This is a genomic window from Ideonella lacteola, assembly GCF_038066555.1.
GTDB lineage: Bacteria > Pseudomonadota > Gammaproteobacteria > Burkholderiales > Burkholderiaceae_C > Ideonella > Ideonella lacteola.
Genome location: NZ_JBBUTG010000056.1, coordinates 1 through 3,769, shown reverse-complemented (window position 1 = coordinate 3,769; position 3,769 = coordinate 1). Strand labels below are relative to the sequence as shown.

Annotated in this window: 5 protein-coding genes; all 5 read left to right on the top strand. The window is 68.5% G+C overall.

Features of this window, described 5'->3' with window-relative positions; genetic code table 11:
• Positions 1-402: TlpA disulfide reductase family protein (locus tag AACH06_RS29845; RefSeq protein ID WP_341429474.1), on the top strand; the 402-nt coding region annotated here is incomplete at its 5' end.
• A gap of 17 nt (positions 403-419) precedes the next feature.
• Positions 420-674, top strand: coding sequence for a DUF4266 domain-containing protein (locus AACH06_RS29840; protein WP_341429475.1), 255 nt, complete (start codon positions 420-422; stop codon positions 672-674).
• Positions 661-1,794, top strand: a complete 1,134-nt coding sequence (locus AACH06_RS29835) for a DUF3570 domain-containing protein (RefSeq protein ID WP_341429473.1) — start codon at positions 661-663, stop codon at positions 1,792-1,794. Before AACH06_RS29840 ends, AACH06_RS29835 begins: the two co-directional genes overlap by 14 nt.
• Before the next feature lie 2 nt (positions 1,795-1,796).
• Positions 1,797-2,792, top strand: coding sequence for an FAD:protein FMN transferase (locus AACH06_RS29830; RefSeq protein WP_341429472.1), 996 nt, complete (start codon positions 1,797-1,799; stop codon positions 2,790-2,792).
• Positions 2,793-2,944: 152 nt separating this feature from the next.
• Positions 2,945-3,586, top strand: coding sequence for an HD domain-containing protein (locus AACH06_RS29825; RefSeq protein ID WP_341429471.1), 642 nt, complete (start codon positions 2,945-2,947; stop codon positions 3,584-3,586).
• Positions 3,587-3,769: the final 183 nt, after the last annotated feature.

Here is a 3,769-nt window from a genome sequence, read left to right as displayed (position 1 = left end):
GTGCCGGGCGCCAGCGGCCAGCCCGCCGTGCCCCTGTTCGATGGCAAGGCACGCGCCACCTACATCGACTTCTGGGCGTCGTGGTGCGGCCCGTGCCGCCAGTCGTTCCCGTGGATGAATCGCATGCAGTCGAAGTTCGGGCCCAAAGGCCTGCGGGTGGTGGCTGTCAATCTGGACAGCCAGCCCGCCGACGCCCAGCGTTTCTTGGCGCAATCGCCGGCCCAGTTCACGCTGGCGTTCGATCCCAGCGCCGAGGCGGCGCGCCGCTTTGGCATCAAGGCGATGCCGAGCTCGGTGCTGCTGGGCGCCGACGGCAAGGTCATCACCACCCACGCCGGGTTCCGCGATGAGGACATCGCCCCGCTCGAAGCCCGCATCGCTGCGGCGCTGGGCGTTTCTTGATCGAGGAGCAAGCGTTGATGATGAACCCCAACTTCAAGCGCCGCATCGCTCGCCTGGCCGCACTGGCCGCGGTGGGCAGTGTGGCGGGCGCAGCGCTCGGCGGCTGCGCCCTGCAGCCCCCGCAGGCCTGGGAGAAGCGGGCCTTGGCCAAGCCCGAGATGACATTCGCGGGCGACCCACTCGCGGACCGTTTCGATCAACACACCTACGCGAGCAAGGAGAACGCCTCGGGTGGCTACGGAGTCGGTGGGGGTGGCTGTGGCTGCAACTGATTCCGCACTCGGCGGTGTGCTGGCTGCGGCGCTGCTGTTGCCCGGCGTCGTCGCTCCGGTGGCCCACGCAGAGAACGCGCCTGAACAGGGTGTGGTGGCGCTGAAGCTGTCGAGCTACCGCGACTGGCAGCCCGGGCTCGACCGGGTGAAGGTCGATGCGCCGTCGATCTACGCGCTCGTGCCCCTCGACACCCATTGGTCGCTGGAGGGCTCGGTGGTCAACGACGCCGTCTCGGGCGCCTCGCCGCGCTACCACAGCGCGGTGTCGGGCGCCTCGAAGATGGACGATTCGCGCACCGCCGGCGACCTCAAGCTCACCCGCTACGACGAGCGGCAGGCCTGGTCGGTGGGCGTGGCGAGCTCCAGCGAGCACGACTACCGCTCCAACACCGTGTCGGGCGAATGGCGCCTGTCCAGCGACGACAACAACCGCACCTGGAACCTGGGCCTGTCGTACGGCGTGGACGACATCGGCTCGTCCAACGACCCGACGCTCGACAAGCAGCGCCGCACCTGGCAGATGATCGCCGGGGTCACCCAGGCCTGGACGGCGAACGATCTGGTGCAGTTCAACCTGGGCCTGAGCCAAGGGCGCGGCTACTACACCGACCCGTACAAGTTCCCCGACTCACGGCCGGACAAACGCCGCCAGACCACCGCGCTGCTGCGCTGGAACCATCACTTCGACAGCTGGGGCTCCACGCTGCGCAGCAGCTGGCGCGTCTACGACGACAGCTGGGGCGTGCGGGCCCACACCCTCGATGCCGCCTGGGTGCAGCCGGTGGCCCCGGGCTGGACGCTCACGCCCAGCCTGCGCTACGCCACGCAGCGCGCCGCGAGCTTCTACTTCGACCCGGTCTACGACGGCACGCTGGGCGAGCCGTTCCCGCCCGGCTTCAGTGGCCTGACGCACTACTCGGCGGACCAGCGCCTGTCGGCCTTCGGGGCGCTCACGGCCGGCCTGCGGGTCGACTGGCAGCTCACCCCGCAGTGGAAGCTCGACCTGAGCTACTCACGCTACGAGCAGCGCGGCGACTGGCGCATCGGTGGCGATGGCTCGCCGGGCCTGGAGCCGTTCTCGGCCCAGTGGTGGCAGCTCGGCATGGCGCGCAGCTTCTGACCATGCGCGGCCTGGCCCACTTCGACCGCGATGGCTGGCACTGGCGCTTTGGTGCCATGGCCTCCCACTGCGAAATCGTGGTGGGCCACCCGGAGGCGGAGGCTCGGGCCGCCGTCGACGCGGCGGTGGCCGAAGTGCGGCGCATCGAGGCGAAGTACTCGCGCTACCAGGCCGACAGCATCGTGTCGCGCATCAACGCGGCCGCAGGCACCGGCGTGGCCACCGCCATCGACCCGGAGACCGCTGGCCTGCTGGCCTTTGCCGACCAACTGCATCGGCAAAGCGGCGGCCTGTTCGACCTGACGAGCGGCGTGCTGCGGCGCGCATGGGACTTCCGTGCTGCCCGCGTGCCGGGCGAAGAGGAGCTGGCGGCGATCCGGCCGCTCATCGGCTGGACACGCGTCGCCTGGAATGATCACCAGGTGACGCTGCCCGAGCCCGGCATGGAGCTGGACTTCGGCGGCATCGGCAAGGAATACGCCGCCGACCGGGCGCAGGCGGTGCTGTTGCAGCACGGTCTGCAGCGCGGCTTCGTGAACCTGGGTGGCGACATCCGGGTGCTCGGGCCCCGACCTGACGGGCGGCCCTGGCGCTTCGGCATCCAGCATCCCCGCCACCCCGAGGCCACCTGTGCCAGCGTCGAGCTGCGTGAAGGAGCGCTCGCCACCAGCGGCGACTACGAGCGCTTCTTCATCACGCCCGAGGGCCGGCGCTGCTGCCACATCCTCGACCCGCGCACCGGGCAGCCGGTGGCGCACTGGCAGGCCATCAGCGTGGTCGCGCCCGTGTGCGCCGCCGCCGGTGCGCTGGCCACCATCGCCATGCTGCTCGGCGAGCAGGCCTTGCCCTTCCTGCAACGCCAGGGCGTGGCCTTCATGGCCATCGATGCGAGAGGGCGGCAGCCCACTCGCGGCCCGCACAGAGATCACGACTTCGAGCCCCGTCCCCAATCTGTGAAGCCTGGGTGCGTCGAACACCTGAGGCATCAAGCCCGCTAATGCGAGGCTCTTCATTTTCTCGCTTGTGTCATCCACTGTTGTGTTCTGCAATCCAGCTTGAGGGTGACGGCCCGTCGAACAGGATCGCGTGTGTTGACGTACTCCTGCGGATGGCCCGCTCGATGGACCCTCCCGTTCAACGAAGGTCTTAGATGGTTTCAACAATCAGTCGACCGGTGAGGTCCAACACCACGCTGCAGATTGACCGCGTTCTCGCCTTGTTCCGAGCACGGGGGCATTCACTGCACGATGACGGCGGCGGCTTGTCCCACATGGAACATGGTTTGCGGTGCGCCAAGTTGGCTGAAGAAGCCGGTGCGCCGGTGCCGCTCATCGCGGCGGCCTTGTTGCACGACATCGGACACCTGCTGGATCGCTCAGAGGGCAACGACGCGAACCGAACGGGCGACCGCCATGCAGCGGCTGGTGCGAACCTGTTGGACGCCGTGCTCGGACCGACCGTCGCATTTCCAGTGCGCTGGCATCAGGACGCCCGCAGATGGTTGGCCACCAGCCGAACGCACTGCCGACTCCTCTCCTACGAGTCCCGGCGCGCCGCCTTGCGCGATGGCGGCGTGATGGGGAAGTTCGAACGCGAGACCTTCCTCTGTCGCCCCTTCTCGTCAGAATCGATCACGCTGTGTTTGTGGGAGGAACGAGCCAAGGGCGTGCGTGGCGCCACGCCCTCGCTCGAGCATTTCGCGCGCCTGATCCAAGGTCACTTCGTGCCGACGGATGGAGTGGTGGGGATCCCGGCGGGCTACAGCTCCAATCCCGTCAGGCCATTGGAATGAAGGACATCGCCTCACCTGGCACGCCTAGTCCAGTGAAACGGAGAAATCGGATGTTCGTGGACACCTGCCCGCGATGCAATCAAGGCGCCAAGCGCAGCCGGGTTGGACACCCGGCGAGCATTGGCAACGCCGAGTGCGCCGCTGGCAGGTGCCCACCCTGTGGGCCGGTGCTTGGCAGGGCGC

Bases quoted from the DNA above. Each gene is read 5' to 3' on its own strand.
- AACH06_RS29840 (WP_341429475.1), top strand. From the start codon at position 420: ATGATGAACCCCAACTTCAAGCGCCGCATCGCTCGCCTGGCCGCACTG.
- AACH06_RS29830 (WP_341429472.1), top strand. From the start codon at position 1,797: ATGCGCGGCCTGGCCCACTTCGACCGCGATGGCTGGCACTGGCGCTTT.
- AACH06_RS29825 (WP_341429471.1), top strand. From the start codon at position 2,945: ATGGTTTCAACAATCAGTCGACCGGTGAGGTCCAACACCACGCTGCAG.